The organism is Novacetimonas pomaceti (assembly GCF_003207955.1).
GTDB classification, from domain to species: domain Bacteria; phylum Pseudomonadota; class Alphaproteobacteria; order Acetobacterales; family Acetobacteraceae; genus Novacetimonas; species Novacetimonas pomaceti.
Genome location: NZ_NOXG01000023.1, coordinates 12,985 through 27,022 on the forward strand (window position 1 = coordinate 12,985; position 14,038 = coordinate 27,022).

Genomic DNA, 14,038 nt, shown 5'->3' on the forward strand with positions numbered 1-14,038 from the left:
GATGCGTCCCTGACGGCATCAATATCTGGTGTGGCAGGAAACTTTCACGCATCGCGCCGGGCGTAATTACATGCGATGAAACATGTACCGGGGGATGTATCCGGCCGGCGGGGGGCCATTGACCCATCAGGCCATATCCAACAGAAATACTTTAACGCGGTCACCACATAAGTCAGTTGAAGTACACGGAAGGAACGATCAGATGTCGGCAAGCAGGTTGGCCAGAATAGGGGCCGTTGTCGTTCTGACCGCCAGTGCTGGCCAGGTGATGGAAATGCCTGAAGCCCGCGCCGATGATTACAGTGACCTTCTGGATATCCTGCGTGCCAAGGGCAGCCTGACCAAGAGTGAATATAACGGCCTTCTGGCCAAGCATCTGAGCCATGCGCGCGCCGATGCGGCCGCCGCGCGTGGCAGCCGCATGGCCGCCACGACCCGCCGCGCCGCGCCTGCGCGGCCCGCGGCACCGGGGACGCCGGACAACCCCATCCATACGGAACTGCCGGGTGCGATCGATATCGGCGGGGCCGACAGCGCGGGCGACATGGTGGCGCAGGCCCGTGCGGCGGCGGCCTCCGCCGCGGAAAGCGCACAGGCCGCGCGTAGCGCCATGCTGGCGATGCAGCCGGGCGGGCCTGCGTATGGCGACGGCTTTGTCCGCATGGAGAAATACGTGCCGGGCAAGGGCCTCACCTTTGATGCCGGGCCGGTCAAGATCAATCTTTCCGGCTTTGTTAACGGTTTTTACACATTCAACAGTCCGGGACGCGGCGGCACCGTCATGGGTGGTGTCTCCACCGGCCCCAACGGGTTCGATTCTTCCTCGCTACGTAACGGCCTGCTGCCTGCCGGCCTGATCCTGAAGCTTTCGACAACGCAGGCCGGCATCGACATGTCGGCGGTCATGGGCATGTATCCGGGCATCGACAATAACAAGCCCGGCGCGATGAACGCCAACTCCGGCGGCAGCCCGGTCGGCCTTGGCACCGCGGGCATCGACTTTCGTCAGGTGTTCGTGACCGCGGGCACCAAGTCGTTCGGCACGATCAAGGTCGGTCGTGACCTTGGCATCTTTGGCGGTGACGCGATCCTCAATGACGCGACCCTGCTCAGTGTCGGTTCCACCGGCAGCAACACCGCCCCGGGCAATACGTCGCTGGGCCGTATCGGTGTCGGTTACGTGTATGCGGACTGGATCCCGCAGATTTCGTACCTTTCGCCCAAGATCCATGGCTTCCAGGGCAATATCGGCATCCTGCAGCCGCTGGATGAGTTCAATTTCGCGGGCGGCGACCTGTCGGCCGGTTCAACCCAGCACAGTTCGCCGATGGTGCAGGGCAAGGTCACGTACGATTTCAAGATCGGCGGGCTTACGGGTCGCATCTGGGCCAGTTTCCTGACGCAGCATCAGCAGGACCTGACCCGCAGCCAGACGACCACCGTGACCACGGCGCTGCGTGAGGTGACAAGCGGCGGGCTGGATGGCGGGATCTACAACATGGTCCAGACCACGACCTCCACCGTTCCGGTTTCGGAAGGCGAAAAGCGTGGCGTGACGGCCGAAGCAGGCGAAATCGGCACCAAGCTGACCTATGGCCCGTTCCAGGGCGTGGCCTATTACTATCGCGGCAGTGGCCTGGGCACGACGGGCCTGTTCTTCGACGGGGTGGCGTCGAACGGGCACAAGCGTTCGTCCGAGGGCTATTACCTGCAGGGAATGTATAACGTCACCAAGAAGATCAAGCTGGTCGGAAGCTATGGCGTCAGTAACCTGTACGAGGCCCGGGGCGAAAATGACCCCGATCTGGTGGCCCGTAACGAGTCCGAGGTGGGTGCCCTGTTCTACAGCCTGACGGACTGGCTCAATATCGTGGGTGAATACGCGCATACGGAATCGAAGGCGCATGGCCCCGCGCGGGCAAGCGACAATACGGCCTCCGGTGGTGCGATCCTGCTGTTCTGACGCCGGCGCCCGCCTGCCGTGCCATTGGTCGATGCGGGAACCTCCTCCTGTTAAACGCGCCTGAAAGCGGGTAGAAAGCCCGGTGCGGGATCACGCGGGGGTGAAAGCGCCCCCGTCATGGTCCGTGATCGGAAGGGAGAAGGGGATGGGCGGTTCAGGCACCGTGCATGAGGCGGATCAACCTGAAACGAAATCCGGGGCGGTCGCGTGGATTGACGCCCGCCTGCCGGTATTCAGATGGTTCCGCGCGGAATATGTCGATTACCGCATGCCCTGCAACCTGAACGGGTTGTGGAATTTCGGCGCGATCCTGTGTGTTGTCCTTGTGCTGATGCTGGCGACGGGCATCTTCCTTGCGATGAATTATACGCCCGCGGCCAACGCGGCCTTTGCCTCGATCGAGGTGATCGAGCGTCAGGTTCCGGCGGGGTGGCTGCTACGTGCGTTGCATATGACAGGGGCAAGCCTGTTCATGGCGGCGTTATACGTGCATCTGTTCCGTGGGCTGTATTACGGTTCCTATAAAAGCCCGCGCGAGATCCTGTGGCTGACGGGGCTCGTGCTGCTGGTCATGACGATGGTGACCGCCTTTGCCGGGTATGTCCTGCCATGGGGGCAAATGTCGTACTGGGGCGCCGATGTTGTGGGCAAGGCGGTCGGGGCCATACCGGGTATCGGCCCGGATCTGGAACATGTCATCGAAGGCAGCGATGCCTTGGGGGACATATTCGTCCATCGCTTCTTCGTGCTGCATTTCGTGATGGCGTTCGCGATCCTTGGCGTGGTCGGGCTGCATGTCTGGGCGCTTCATGTGTCGGGATCGAATAACCCGTCGGGCGTGGAACCGGCAAAGCCTTCCGATACGCTGCCTTTCCATCCCTATTACAGCAGCAAGGACATGGTCGGCATCGTGCTGTTTGGCATTGTGTTCGCCGCACTGGCCTTTCTGTGGCCGGATCTTCTGTCGGAACCGGCCAACTATCGCCCGGCCAATCCCCTGCATACCCCTACCGATATCGAGCCTGAATGGTATTTCCTGCCGTTTTACGGGATCCTGCAATCCGTCCCGTCAAAATTCGGGGGACTGGTGGCGTCCGCCGGGGCGGTGCTGGTGCTGTTCGCCGTGCCATGGCTGGATCCCTCCCCGGTGCGTTCCGCGCGGTTCCGTCCCCTGTGCCGGGTGGCGCTGTGGGGGCTGGTGGCGGCGTTTGTGCTGCTGGGGCTCGTGGGGCGGCATCATGCCGCCGGCGTGTGGATGATCGCGGGACGATGCGCGACCCTGTATTATTTTGCCTATTTCCTTGTGCTGCTGCCGTTTGCGCCCCGTTTTGAAAAGACGCGCCCCCTGCCAACGTCCCTTTCCTGAATAATAAAAGTTTTTGGGTGCTGCCTTTTTTCAAAAAGGCGGCGTTCTTCGAAGCTTTTTGAAAAAAGCTTCACCAAAAACTTCTTTATGTTTAGAGGCTGTTTTGGGAGCAGGCTTCTGGGCGAGCAGACCCATGCCCCATTTATCATGGGCGCGTTGGCATCATGTTCGGGCCTACGTATTCCGGACGCGGGCCGGCGATCCTCTGGCCTTTTGCATGCCGGCGGATATGATACGCTCTTTCCGGCGCGGCATTGTGCGGATATGAAATCCTGATGACAGATGAAACCGACGACAGCGTAACGCCTGCGTCAGGCGGTGGGCGGCGTGACTTCCTGCAGATGGTGACCGTTGCGACGGCGGCGACCGGGGTGGGCGCGTGCCTGTGGCCGTTCCTGCAAAGCCTGACACCACGCGACAGTGCGGCGGCGCATATGCCGCTGAACGTTGATGTCTCCCGCCTGCCGCCGGGACAGCAGATTGTCGTCACGTGGCAGGGACGCCCGGTTTTCATTACCCATCGCACGCCACAGGCGCTGGCGCGGCTGCAGCAGGCGGACCTGACGCGTCGGCTGCGTGATGAACACTCCTCTGATCGGCAACAGCCACCCTATGCCACCAACTGGCACCGCTCGCTGGTGCCGGAATATGGCGTTCTGGTGGGGATCTGCACGCATCTGGGCTGTATTCCGGCCTATCGCCCGTTGCCCGATGGAACAGGGGGGGATGACTGGCCCGGAGGATATGCCTGCCCCTGTCATGGTTCCATGTTCGATCTGGCGGGTCGCGTGTTCAGGGGCGCGCCCGCGCCCTATAACCTGCCTGTTCCGCCTTATTCCATGCCTACGCCGACCACCATACGCCTGGGCGCCAACCCGGACGGGCAGGATTTCGATTTCACGACCATCCTTCAGGTATAAGGGACTATTTGAAATAGGTAGTCTTGAGAGCCCACTGAAATCATAAAAGTTTTTGGTGAAGGTTTTTTATAAAAATCTTCAAAAAGACACCGCCTTTCTGGCGGCCTGTCGGGAATTGTCGTGAATTGATGATTGTGGCTGTGAGATGGATCATGGCTGCGAATGATCTGTCTGTCCTGTCGCCCCGCATGGCGATGCGCTGGACTCCTTGAGCTTGCAGAAGAAGTTCTCGATAAGGTGGCGTGCCTTGAACAGGGCCCCATCGAACGGGCGTCTGTCGAGGCGGTTCCTGCGCTGGGGGATGACCACGCAGGCGCCTTGCACGCGTATGCCTCACATAAATTCCGTGCAGATCTCCGGAACCGCGGATCGCGTCCTGTCATTCCCTCGGAAACATTGTCACCAGGATGAAGGCATGGATCGGATGAATGGTCCCCGCCTGCCCTGTCGCCACCGGGAATGAAGCGGATCAACCAGGTCATGCTTTAGCATATTGGTAAAACATTGCGTGCATAGTCCGTCTTGCGAGAGGGCAGGGACATTTTTGCAAAATTTTCACGAGCCTTATCCGTGAAGACAGAATTGCAAGATGCCCAAGAAATTTTGGCCCTATGCGCTAAGGAGACTGGATATAATGCGGATTTTATTGACGGGTGGCTGCGGATTCATAGGGTCGGCTGTCGTTCGCCATATCATCCGTCATACCGGGCACGGTGTGCTGAATGTCGATTGCATGACCTATGCGGCGTCCGAGGCAACAGTCGCCGAAGTCGCAGGGAACGAACGCTATCGTTTTGCAAAAGCCAGCATTGTCGATAATGCCGCGATAAGGCGCCTGTTCGATGCGTATCAGCCCGATGCAGTAATGCACCTTGCCGCGGAAAGTCATGTCGACCGTTCGATCGATGGTCCTGGCGTCTTCATCCAGACGAACGTGGTCGGAACCTATTCCCTTCTTGAGGCCGCGCGTGCCTACTGGAACGGCCTGTCCCCGGAGCGCCGGAAGGGCTTCCGTTTCCATCACATCTCCACGGATGAGGTCTTTGGCCACCTTGGTCCGTCTGACCCGCCATTTACGGAAACCACGCCGTACGATCCCCGCAGCCCCTATTCCGCCTCCAAGGCGTCGTCCGATCATCTTGTCCGTGCCTGGCATCATACATATGGCCTGCCGACCTTTGTCACGAATACGACGAACAATTACGGGATCTGGCATTTTCCGGAAAAGCTTATTCCGCTGGTGACGATCAACGCCATCGAAGGCAAGGAGCTGCCGGTTTACGGGAAGGGAGAAAATATCCGCGACTGGCTGTTTGTCGAGGATCATGCGGAAGCACTCGTCCGTGCTGTCGAATGCGGCCAGCCGGGTGAAACCTACGCCATTGGCGCACGACAGCCGCGCACCAACCTGCAGGTGGTCAGGGCCATTTGTGCCACGCTTGATGAACTGCGTCCCGATCCCGCAGGTCCCCGTGAACGGCTGATCCGCTTCGTGATGGATCGTCCGGGACATGACTTCCGCTACGAGATTGATCCCACGCATGCCGAAACGGCGCTGGGCTGGAAGGCGCGGGATGGTTTCGAGGATGGCATCCGCAAAACGGTGAAGTGGTACCTCGATCACCGTTCATGGTGGGAAGAAATCCGCGCCTGTCGCCATGCGGGACAGAGACTGGGAACAGCAGCCTGATGTCGACAAATTTCACGACGCCCATGAAGGGCATCATACTGGCCGGTGGGGCGGGCACCCGCCTGCATCCCATGACGCTGGCAAGTTCCAAGCAGCTTCTTCCGGTTTATGACAAGCCGATGATCTATTACCCGCTCTCCACCCTTATGCTGGCGGGGATTCGCGACATCCTGATCATTACCACCCCCCACGACATGGCGCAGTTCCAGCGCCTGCTGGGTGACGGGACGCAGTTCGGGGTGCGGTTTACCTACCGGGTCCAGCCCTCCCCCGACGGGCTGGCGCAGGCGTTCCTGATCGGGGAGGACTGGCTGGACGGGGCGCCAAGTGCGCTGGCGCTGGGCGACAACCTCATCTTCGCCGATCATCTGAGCGTCATGCTGCGGGCCGCCGCCCAGCGTGAACATGGCGCGACGGTGTTCGCCTATCCCGTGCGTGATCCCGAACGTTATGGCGTCGTCACGTTTGATGGGCGGGGGAAGGTTCTCGATATTGTCGAAAAACCGGAAAAGCCGACCTCCAACCTCGCGGTGACGGGGCTTTATTTTTACGACCATCGTGTCGTGGAATTCGCCCGCAAGGTGAAGCCCAGCGCACGTGGCGAACTGGAGATCACCGCGCTGAACCGGATGTATCTTGAGGAAGGAAGCCTGCAGGTGGAACGGCTTGGGCGTGGTTGCGCCTGGCTGGATGCGGGCATGCCCGACAGCCTGATGCAGGCCGGCATGTTTGTGCAGACCATTCAGTCGCGTCAGGGAATGCTTGTCGGATCGCCCGAAGAGGTCGCCTATCGCATGGGATATATCGATGCGGCGCAGTTGCAGGAACTGGCGCGGCGCGTGGGCAAGACGGACCTTGGCCGGATGCTTCTGCAACTTGTGAAATAGGAATGCCGCAGGCATCGGATTTGGGAATAACGGATGAAAGTCGAACGTCTTGCCATTCCAGACGTGATTCTGGTAACGCCGCCCCGCTTTGGCGACAATCGTGGTTTTTTTTCCGAAACCTATAACCTGCATCGGATGACCGGGGCAGGGATCGACGCGACGTTCGTGCAGGACAACCAGAGCCTGTCGCGACAGAAAGGCGTCGTGCGCGGGCTGCATTGCCAGCTCGCACCTTATGAACAGGGAAAGCTGGTACGGTGCAGCAGGGGCGCGATCTGGGATGTCGCCGTGGACGCACGCACCGGCTCGCCAACATATGGGCAATGGGTGGCGGCCGAACTGTCAGAGGAAAACTGGTCGCAGCTGTGGCTGCCGCCGGGGTTCCTGCATGGCTTCGTCACGCTGACCGAGAATGCGGAAGTGCAATATAAGTGCACGAATCTGTATGATAAGACATCGGAACGGGCGGTGATATGGAATTGTCCCGAACTGAAGATCGACTGGCCCATTGCCCCGGAAGAGGCAATCCTGTCGGACAAGGACAGGATCGCGGCGAACTTTTCAGCAGCGGCGGGGTGGTTTGCATATGAATGAGGATACGACCGGCGGCCGGATTCTGGTAACGGGCGGCAATGGTCAGCTTGCCGTGTCGCTTGCAGCCGCAGGCGGCCCACGTGTCGTAAAGATAGGTCGTCCTGAATTCGATTTTGACCGGCCCGAGACAATCGCGGCGGCGGTTACCCGTTACAAGCCTGCTGTCGTCGTGAATGCGGCGGCGTGGACGGCCGTTGATGCGGCGGAAAATGAAATCGAGGCCGCGCGGCGCGCCAACGAGACGGGACCGGGGATTCTCGCGATGGCCTGCGCGGCGCAGGATGTTCCCTTAATCCATATTTCCACGGATTACGTGTTTTCCGGGGACAAGGGGGCTCCCTACGTGGAAACGGACCCGATTTCCCCGCAGACGGTGTATGGCGCGACCAAGGCCGCGGGAGAGAAGGCGGTTCTTGCCGCCAGTCCCAAGGCCGTCATCCTGCGGACTGCATGGGTGTATTCGGCCCATGGCAGGAATTTCGTCAAGACGATGATCGCGGCAGGGGCCAAGAACCCCAAGCTGCGTGTCGTGGGCGATCAGCATGGAAATCCGACCTGTTCGGATGACCTGGCAAATGCCATTCTCGCCATTCTCGCGCGGATCGAACAGACCGGCTGGCTGCCTGGGTATGCCGGCATTTATCATGCAACGGCGCAGGGCGAGACGACCTGGTATGGGCTGGCGGCTGCGACACTGGAAGAAGCCGCCCGTCATGGTCGGCCCATGCCGGAGATGGAGGCCATCCGGACCGAGGACTGGCCAACACCCGCGAAGAGGCCAAAGGATTCCCGTCTGGATTGCGGGAAGTTGAAGCAGGTTTTTGGTGTCCAGCTTCCGCACTGGCAGCCGACAGTCGTGCGCACGGTCGATAAAATCATTTCCACGGACTGATGAAAGATGCCGTCAATCCAGTGGATGCCGTAGAGAAGTTTTTGGTGAAGCTTTTTTCAAAAAGCTTCGAAGAACGCTGCTTTTTGAAAAAATTCAGAATCCAGAAACTTCTATTGCTTTCCTGATAATCCAGTTGCCAGAACATCTTTCACCCGTCACCTTACATATGAAGCGACAGTCGTGCCCTTGGGGATACGGGCGGGGGGCGCGGTCAGATGGAAAGACAGGCGGGAAACCTGCCCCGATAGCTGTGCGCCACGGGTCTTCGCATGCAGGTGTATGTCAACGCCCCGGGCATTTTCCATGACGATACCTGCGGTTCCGCGATGGATCGTCGCCGTTCCCCCCACGGTCCAGTAAGTGCCATTGAAATCCTGCAATCGCGCCAGATTACGCACGCATCCCTGACCAGACAGGCTCATGCCGCCAAGGCTCAGCATTCCTCCTCCACGCACGGTGAAGCGATAAGTCTGCCCCCCTTCCGAAAGGGTGCCATGTCCCCACAGATATCCGACGCCCACCCCGATCTGGTGCGCGGACAGGTCAAGCCGCACGTCAGGACTGGTACAGGCTTCACGTGCCTGAACCGTGCCATGAACAAGCAGGAAACCCATCAGGAAACAGGGGCCGAGGCTTCTGGAAAAAATCATTGCGTGCCGGTCCGGTAAAAGTCTGGAATGTCGGGTTTCCTCGTTGGTAAACGGTCCCGTATCGTTCATTATGTGCATGAAAGTACGATGTCAACATGAAATAAATGTCTGTCATGCCTGACGGGTAGAGAGAGGCCATGGCATCATGGGGAGGAAAGGATTATTCCTGGTCCGCAATGGAAATAGTGTTGCCAACCTGAGAGGCTCTTTCGGAAGCAACCTGTTGATAAAAGTTTTTGGGGGCAGCCTTTTTTAAAAGGCGGCGTTCTTTGAAGCTTTTTGCAAAAAGCTTCACCAAAAAACTTCTTTGAATTTAGAAAAAGATGTTTGAAACAGTTCCTGACGTAACATGGGCGTCAGGGGTGGCAATGCTCAGTCCTGTTTCATGGAAGAGACAATATCCATCAGCTGCGAATAGTCTGTCACGACATCGTATCTGATTTCATCTTTCCTGATGTTTTTCCCAATCTTCCTGAAAAACTTCCGCGCGCATTCGATTTTTGCGTTCTCGATTTCGCGCAGCTTCATGCTGGACATCGATCCTTTTGTTTCCGCGATGAAGTAAATATGCCTGACATCCCGGGATTTGAACGAAATCGCCCAGTCGGGATTGTAATCCCCCACCGGGGTCGGGATCTGGAAACCCCGTGGCAGCTTGGCATAGACGGCGACTTCCTCGCTTATGTCCAGTTCCCTGACGAATTCCGCCTCTATTTGGGAATCCGTGATGGCGTAGTCATAAATATGTTTCCTGAGTTTGCTGCTGACCCGTGAAAAATCCTGGCCCATCTGGGCCGCGGTGAAAATATCCGTATCGTATCGCGCGCTGGTTTCATCGTAGGTCAGATGTTCGATCACCATCGTGGCCTTCTGTTCGGCAATAAGGCGCGATGCCTCTGAAATGAAATGCTCCGGATTGATGCTGAACTGTCGGAAAATGACCGGTTCGAGCTGCGACAGGATCCGCGCGATTGTCTCCCGGGTCAGTTGCGCGCTTTCCGCCACCTTGCCGATCAGGTCGTATTTTACCAGGGAATGGATTGACCCACCCTGTTCCGTCCGGGTCCTTGTCGCCGAAAAACCGGCCCCGCCACGAAGCTCTCCATGGGTAAGGTTTTCTTTCTGCAGCCCGACCTGAACCGTGTATTGCAGCGGCGTGACGCGGAGATTCCTGTTCAGGGTATCGATGGATTTCCGTACCAGTTCATCTGAATCGAATTCAACGCGATAAATGGCTTTCCTGTTGATGCGGGACCATAGTTCCTGAAATTCCTTCTTCTTGAAATTGGCGTTCAGGGGATTGGTTCTGTCCCTTCGTCCATCCTCCGGCCGGGGAAACTGTCCGTCCGTGAATATATTGTCGATCAATTCGAATATCTGATCGGCATACGGCGCCAGTTTTGCAGGTAATGCGGATAATGTCCCGGCACTCCTCGCCTGATGATAGGCTGGCGAAATCCGGTCATTTTCGTCGATATAGTCTGATTTTATCAGATAGTTATGGATCTGTTTCGCCATGTCGGCGGTGATTTCGACGTTGTTCGTATCCGTAAAGAGCAGCTTGCCCGTGAAGTAATCCGGGCTTGCTTCCTGCGGGCGCGAAGACAGGGTTTCCGTGATCTCTTTCTGAAGCCCGGCGACAAAATCCCGATAGCTTTCACTCGCGATTACCGTCAGCACATTGATGTCGTGCACGGTAAGTGGATTGTTCATGCGCTCGCCATGCTGGTCCACGCTCAGCCGCAGCCCACGTCCCACTTCCTGCCGACGCGAAATGGCGCTGCTGGCGTGCTTGAGCATGCACATCACGAAAATATTCGGATTGTCCCATCCCTCCCGCAATGCGGAATGAGAGAAGATGAAGCGGGTCGGTTCCGCGAAGGAAAGCAGCCGCTCCTTGTCCTTCAGGATCAGGTCATAGGCATCCGCATCGTCGGAATCCGTGCTGCGCGCGCCAAGATGCGGGTTCCTGAAACGATGGGTCTTCCGGTCCATCGCGAAATAGCCATTATGCGTCCGGGATGCGGAAATCCCGGCGAGGTAATCGCGATAGGCCACATTATCAATCGGCAGACCGGTCAGGTAATCATCCTTCAGCAGGGCATACTGCTCTTCAAAGATGCGGGCATATTCGCCTTTTTCATCGGGCCGGTCGTAATCGCGATACTTTGCCACTTCATCTATGAAGAACAGGGACAGGACCTTGATCCCCTGGGAAAAAAGCTGTTTTTCCCTGTCCAGATGCGTTCTGATCGTTTCGCGGATCTGGATGCGCCTGATATCGGAATCGGAAACATCGCCGTTTGCTTCCCCGGATTTCAGGGCAATGCCATTCGTGAATTCGATCGTGTTGGTGTTATAATCAACCTCGCTGATGGTAAAGCCACGATACTGCTCCAGTCCGCCGGAGGCTTTGAAGAGATCGTCGCGGCATTTCCGGCGCTGGAACTGGCGCCTGATCTCGCCAGATTTCAGTTTTACTTCCAGTTCGATCCGCGCCATGGGCGTCTTTTGCGAAATATCAATCCCTTCGAGATAGAGATAGGCGCTGGTTCCCGCCAGTCCGCGTGTCTGGATGCCCCGCACCGCGATCCGCTTCACCAGCTTCTGGTTATAGGCATCGAGCGCATCAAGCCTGTAGACGCGCTTATGCTGCGTCTTGTGCGTGGCCGAATAACGCAGGACTATCAGCGGGTGGAACTTTGGCAGGGCTTCCTGCGTGGCGCCCCCCATCTTCTGCGGTTCGTCAAGGATCAGGATGGGACGGTTTGCGGCGATGACGTCGATTGGCCTGCGGGACTGGAAATCATCCAGCTTTTCGTAAATCCGGAGATTATCCATGCTTCGTGAGTTGAAGCCCTGGATGTTGATCACCATCACATTGATCCCGGCATCCGAAGAAAAGCTTTCCAGTTCATGGAGGCGCTTCGAATTGTAAATGAAGAACCGGGCCTTTTTCCCATAGCTTTCTGCGAAATGGTCCGCCGTGATCCCGAGCGTTTTGCAGACACCTTCGCGAATGGCGATCGAAGGGACCATGATGATGAACTTCGACCAGCCATAAAGCTTGTTCATCTCGAAAATGGTCTTGATATAGCAATAGGTTTTTCCCGTTCCCGTTTCCATCTCCACATCCAGGTGGATACGGGTCGCAGCCAGTGCATGCTTTTGGTAGGCTGCGCTGACAGGCACGGTTTCGCCGTGCCCGTTCACGGTGGTGAAATCCGTCAGCGACTGCGAAACGGGCAGGTTCTGGCGACGCTGGACCTGCTGGATATTATGGAGGATCCGGGCCTCATCCAGCACAAGGCTGGCATTGCCAACCCCATCCTCAAAGGTGCTGGCCTGCGCATTTTCGCCCCGGTCGATGCGATAGGACAGGCCATCTTCTTTCGGCTGTCCCATAAAGCAATCAGTGACAGAGGAGACCGCTTCTGCTTGGTAAGGCTGGTTCCTGAATTTCAGCTTCATGACAGGCCTCAGATCGCCCGGACTTCGGTTGAGGGGGAGAATTGCCGGAAAATCTGTTCAGCATTGATCCTGAGCGCATCTGACGCAAATCCGTTGTCGCGGAAAACGATGCGCTGGGGTTTATGCTTGGCGAGCGCCTTGACCAGATCCTCCGTAACGCCTCGATCGAAACAGGCGATGAAGGCCCCGTCATCAACGAAGAAGACGGACTTGCCTTTCACGGTCTCGCACCTGACGGGCAATGTCAGGTCCATCCCCCAGTCAACCAGCACCTGAAACAGCAGGTCCTCGGCCGTGCGACCTTTCTTGACGTTATCCACCATGTCGAGCAGGTCGGACTGCTTCAGTTCATCGGGGCGGTAATAGACATCCTTCATGTTGGAGGTATCGACCCGGAATACCCGGAAACCGATGTCGCCATTCCATTCAGGATGACATGTGCCTTCGGAAATTTGCTTTCCTGCCCGGCGAATACGCTCTTTCGTGATTTCGGCGACAGTCGCATAACCGGCCCTGCGTGCCATAGAGTCTTCCGGTGTGGGTTCCGCGATCTGGACCATGATGAACTTACGGTTTCCGCCATCAGCGGCATTCTGCGCCAGAACCGCATGGGCTGTCGTTCCGGACCCGGCAAAGAAATCCAGAATGGTGGACTCCCTGTCCGTCGCCATCCGGAGCAGTTCGCGCAATGTATCGACCGACTTGGGGGACTGGAAATATTTCTCGCGGCTCTGGAAAAGTTCGTTGAACGCCGCTTGGCCTTTTTCAGTATGGAATGCCTTGTCGGTCCAGATGGATTTCACCTGTTTCGTCGCCTTGCCGTCGGCGTCCGTGGCATAATTCTTGCGAAAGATTTTCCATGCCCCTTTTACCTTCCGGGCAACCACGTCATTCAGCTGGGTCCGGGCCTTCTCCTCTCCCCATGTCCAGCATCCCTCGAAACCATCGTCCCAGTCGGGATAGATCGCAAGATATCCCCGTTTAGGTTCAAGTGAAATTTCGCCTTTGCCATTCACGTAAAAAGGATAATAGAGGTTGGGGCGATTATGTTTCCCGAATTCCCGATGGGTATTGCGAAGTTCCAGTTCGCGATATGGTCCGCGATCATCCGACAGCCTGTAATTTTCCGAAATCTCATCGTCGTCCTTCGGGACGTTCAGGGCACCCTTTGGAAGCTGCCTTTTGGCATATCCCACCAGATATTCATGGCAGTTTGCAACATATCTGTCCTGTGACCTTCCCTTGGGATTGCACAGGAGGGTAATCTGGAACAGCATGTTTTCTTCGCCAAAGATTTCGTCAAAAACCTTTCGCAGATTTGAAATTTCGTTTTCATCAATGGATGCGACAATGATCCCGTCATCGGTCAGCAGATTCCGGGCAAGTTTGATGCGCGGATAAATCATATCAAGCCAGTCGGAATGGAAACGGCCGCTGCTGTCAGGGTTTGCGACAAGACGTTCCCGTGCCTCGTCCATCTGTTTTGTCCGGATCAGGTAATTCTCGACGCGGAAATCTCACAGAAGGGTTGTACATCGGGTTAGATTATGAAAAAGTCTGTTTTGCACAAAAGAAATTTTCGTAAGCTATAAGAAAACCCGATGC

Annotated in this window: 10 protein-coding genes; 7 read left to right on the forward strand and 3 right to left on the reverse strand. The window is 57.2% G+C overall.

Features of this window, described 5'->3' with window-relative positions; all coding sequences use genetic code 11:
• Positions 1-202: 202 nt before the first annotated feature.
• From CFR71_RS12945 to rfbD, 7 genes are all read left to right on the forward strand, one after another.
• Positions 203-1,963 (forward strand): porin family protein, encoded by a 1,761-nt coding sequence (locus CFR71_RS12945; protein ID WP_207781390.1) that lies wholly within the window; start codon positions 203-205, stop codon positions 1,961-1,963.
• A 145-nt stretch (positions 1,964-2,108) separates the two neighbouring features.
• Positions 2,109-3,329 carry a cytochrome b gene (locus tag CFR71_RS12950; protein WP_110531764.1) on the forward strand — a complete coding sequence of 407 codons (1,221 nt, stop codon included), beginning with the start codon at positions 2,109-2,111 and terminating at the stop codon, positions 3,327-3,329.
• 275 nt (positions 3,330-3,604) lie between these two features.
• Positions 3,605-4,249 carry a ubiquinol-cytochrome c reductase iron-sulfur subunit gene (gene petA / locus CFR71_RS12960; RefSeq protein WP_110531788.1) on the forward strand — a complete coding sequence of 215 codons (645 nt, stop codon included), beginning with the start codon at positions 3,605-3,607 and terminating at the stop codon, positions 4,247-4,249.
• A 634-nt stretch (positions 4,250-4,883) separates the two neighbouring features.
• Positions 4,884-5,939 (forward strand): dTDP-glucose 4,6-dehydratase, encoded by a 1,056-nt coding sequence (gene rfbB, locus CFR71_RS12965; protein ID WP_110531768.1) that lies wholly within the window; start codon positions 4,884-4,886, stop codon positions 5,937-5,939.
• Entirely contained in the window at positions 5,939-6,826 is an 888-nt protein-coding gene (gene rfbA, locus CFR71_RS12970; protein ID WP_110531770.1) for a glucose-1-phosphate thymidylyltransferase RfbA, read from the forward strand. The genes rfbB and rfbA overlap by 1 nt, the downstream gene beginning before the upstream one ends.
• A gap of 33 nt (positions 6,827-6,859) precedes the next feature.
• Positions 6,860-7,420, forward strand: a complete 561-nt coding sequence (rfbC, locus tag CFR71_RS12975; protein ID WP_110531772.1) for a dTDP-4-dehydrorhamnose 3,5-epimerase — start codon at positions 6,860-6,862, stop codon at positions 7,418-7,420.
• Positions 7,413-8,312, forward strand: coding sequence for a dTDP-4-dehydrorhamnose reductase (gene rfbD, locus CFR71_RS12980; protein WP_110531774.1), 900 nt, complete (start codon positions 7,413-7,415; stop codon positions 8,310-8,312). Before rfbC ends, rfbD begins: the two co-directional genes overlap by 8 nt.
• A 155-nt stretch (positions 8,313-8,467) precedes the next feature.
• Here the strand turns inward: rfbD and CFR71_RS12985 are convergent, their stop codons facing one another.
• From CFR71_RS12985 to CFR71_RS12995, 3 genes are all read right to left on the reverse strand, one after another.
• Positions 8,468-8,962 carry a hypothetical protein gene (locus tag CFR71_RS12985; RefSeq protein ID WP_110531776.1) on the reverse strand — a complete coding sequence of 165 codons (495 nt, stop codon included), beginning with the start codon at positions 8,960-8,962 and terminating at the stop codon, positions 8,468-8,470.
• Positions 8,963-9,334: 372 nt separating this feature from the next.
• Complete coding sequence (locus tag CFR71_RS12990) at positions 9,335-12,367, reverse strand: type III restriction-modification system endonuclease (RefSeq protein ID WP_207781391.1); 3,033 nt, start codon at positions 12,365-12,367, stop codon at positions 9,335-9,337.
• A gap of 74 nt (positions 12,368-12,441) precedes the next feature.
• Complete coding sequence (locus CFR71_RS12995; protein WP_110531780.1) at positions 12,442-13,911, reverse strand: site-specific DNA-methyltransferase; 1,470 nt, start codon at positions 13,909-13,911, stop codon at positions 12,442-12,444.
• Positions 13,912-14,038 lie beyond the last annotated feature (127 nt).